This is a genomic window from Ectobacillus panaciterrae DSM 19096, from assembly GCF_000430785.1.
Lineage (GTDB): Bacteria > Bacillota > Bacilli > Bacillales > Bacillaceae_G > Ectobacillus > Ectobacillus panaciterrae.
The window spans coordinates 1-2,446 of the sequence record NZ_AUMR01000173.1 but is presented as its reverse complement, the minus strand read 5'-3'; the positions used below and the strand labels follow the sequence as shown (position 1 = coordinate 2,446).

Below are 2,446 nucleotides of genomic sequence, written 5' to 3'. Positions count from 1 at the left end.
AATAAAAATCATTGCAAAAGGTACTGATATCAATCCTAAACCAATATTCAAAGACTATTCAATCCCTTCAAAGAACAATAATTAAACAGCAAACCTGTCCTGAAGAAACTTCACAGCATCCGAATACCTAAGTTACTTACCATAATTGTATAGGTGCAGGGATTCCAGCTTCAGGAATTAGATATGCCCATACAGTGAAAAAAAGAATTACCATAGCTATTATAAAAGACAAAGCAGCTACGAACTTTGGACTATGTTTCACTAAGGCGTATAGGCTGATAAAAAGGCTTAAAACAGAAATAATTAAGCATAATATGAAGCCTGCTATAACAGGCATCTTAGCCAGTTGGCTAGTAAAAAAAATACTAAAGAAAAAAAGTTCTAACGTTAGTGCTATAGCTAGTGCTATATAAATTACAGGTACAGGCAATACATTAATCCCCCTTGTTTGGAATCAAGAGCAAACCCCTCCCCGTTCTGGAGAGAGAGTCTTCCTTATATTGTGTGTTGTCTGTTGCGATGCTTCACAATGTATGCTATCACTAGAGCGACCAATCCAACAGTAAAGCCGATCAATTGGTCCAGCAACAATTCGTCTTGCAACATCCAACGGAGGATGAAGGTACCACCAAAGATGAGCATGGTGAGAATTCCTACATACTGTAAACCTTGATAAACATTCTTCATCTTCCTCAACTCCTTCCCCTTATATCCATATTGTACCATCCGGAAGAAGCGATTTGTTATAAAATTTGGATGTATATGGTATTCATGTGAAGTTAACATAACATCTCATTATCGGAAGTTCTCCCTATCAACAATCCCCAGTTTATCAACATTATGTGGAGAATCCCCTTCACCTACGTATGCAGTTTTTTATTCATCCCGTTATATCAATGGTTATGAGTAATCATTGTCTTTATTTCCTGTACTCCATATGTATAAAAACCTGCATAAACTAATGGCAAGCTTATAAGTTAATTATTAGCTTGCCACAAACTTATGCTTCCATTTTTTATGAGAAGTCGTGGAAATATGTTTAAAAACAAGAGATTTCCGGCAACTTTATGCTTCCTGCCTTGGTAAACTTATGGGTAAAGTTACAAAATTACCTGAAGTTAAAAAAGACAAAAGGATTCCCCTCCCGGAATCCTTTTTATGCTGTAAGACCAAACAATGAATTCACAAACATTACTTGAACAAATGTTTCATTTTCAGACCGATCACACACCTTTGTAGAGTAGTAGTATCAGTATGTCCAAGTTTCCTAGATTTTTTGCACGGAACCTCTTTATGTATGCTTCCTCTCTCTGGTTTCCCCCTGCATGGGCCAAGAAAAGGGTTTGACCGCTTCTGCACGTCGCCGGATGCTCTCTCCCCACTATCAAAAGACGGGTTTTTTATTCACTTGTATATAGTTCCCTTAATTCTCTACCCGCTTTCGACTTCTACCGAAACAACGTATTTGACTTCTTTTAGGGAAGTATATATATCAGTTGTATATAGATTTTCAGGGGCTATGATCATCATTTCTAATTGTTGGCAACCGTCATTTAAATCTTTGATTTTTACACGTTTGATTTGCATGCTTAGATGCTTGATTTGCTTAAAAATCTGATTTAGTTCTTGGCCCTCACTCACAACTATTTTTGCCGTCAAGTCCCTTGTTCTTAAAGAATTAGGACCCATTGACTTAATAATGTACGGAAATACATTAATGGCCAGAATGATTAGGATCATAGCAGCAATTGCCTCCAAATAGAAACCAGCTCCGATTGCAATTCCTAGCGCAGATGCTGCCCAAACCATAGAAGCAGTTGTTAATCCGGAAATCGCATCATTATTTCTCCTTAAGATAACACCAGCTCCCAGAAAACCTACCCCGCTCACAATTTGCGCTGTAAGACGCATAGGATCCATATTGGTGTGCCCTGATAAGGAGTATTTCTGTACAGATTCAATAGAAACAATTGTTATTAAACAACTGGCTACAGAAATCACCATACTCGTTTTTACTCCCAATGGCTTATTTTTTAGTTGTCTGTCAAGCCCAATCAATAAACCCAGTAAAAGAGAGATTCCTAATTTGATTAACAGTTCAACTATCATCTTTCCACCTCCTTATTTCCCAATATTGATTCTTGATTTGTCTATTATATCAATGAAAAAAATGTTAATAGTTAAAAAAACACATTTTATCTACCAACTGCGAAAATAAATGTGACCTGGCAATCATGTTCTTTCCTATTTAAGCAGTTTATTATCCAAATGGTGCATTTATTCTCCAAAGTATGCTGTTTATTATCCAAATTCCCTCTTTTATTATCCAAACCTTATTCCATGCATCTAAACGTTGAACCTATAAACCAGTTATATATAAATGATTTATAATTTCGACGTTTTCATTTGCTATTTCGAACAAAACGGCATTGGCACTTACTTCCTC

General features: G+C 36.3%; 3 protein-coding genes. All 3 read right to left on the bottom strand.

Annotation, left to right across the window (positions count from 1 at the left end):
- Window positions 1-136: 136 nt before the first annotated feature.
- Entirely contained in the window at window positions 137-430 is a 294-nt protein-coding gene (locus tag H540_RS0121975) for a hypothetical protein (protein ID WP_028402398.1), read from the bottom strand.
- 65 nt (window positions 431-495) lie between these two features.
- Window positions 496-687 (bottom strand): hypothetical protein, encoded by a 192-nt coding sequence (locus H540_RS0121970; protein ID WP_028402397.1) that lies wholly within the window; start codon window positions 685-687, stop codon window positions 496-498.
- A 744-nt stretch (window positions 688-1,431) separates the two neighbouring features.
- Window positions 1,432-2,109 (bottom strand): MgtC/SapB family protein, encoded by a 678-nt coding sequence (locus tag H540_RS0121965; RefSeq protein WP_028402396.1) that lies wholly within the window; start codon window positions 2,107-2,109, stop codon window positions 1,432-1,434.
- Between the last annotated feature and the right edge of the window lie 337 nt (window positions 2,110-2,446).

Excerpts from the sequence above, each read along its gene's own strand:
- H540_RS0121965 (WP_028402396.1), bottom strand. The coding sequence starts at position 2,109 with ATGATAGTTGAACTGTTAATCAAATTAGGAATCTCTCTTTTACTGGGT.
- H540_RS0121970 (WP_028402397.1), bottom strand. The coding sequence starts at position 687 with ATGAAGAATGTTTATCAAGGTTTACAGTATGTAGGAATTCTCACCATG.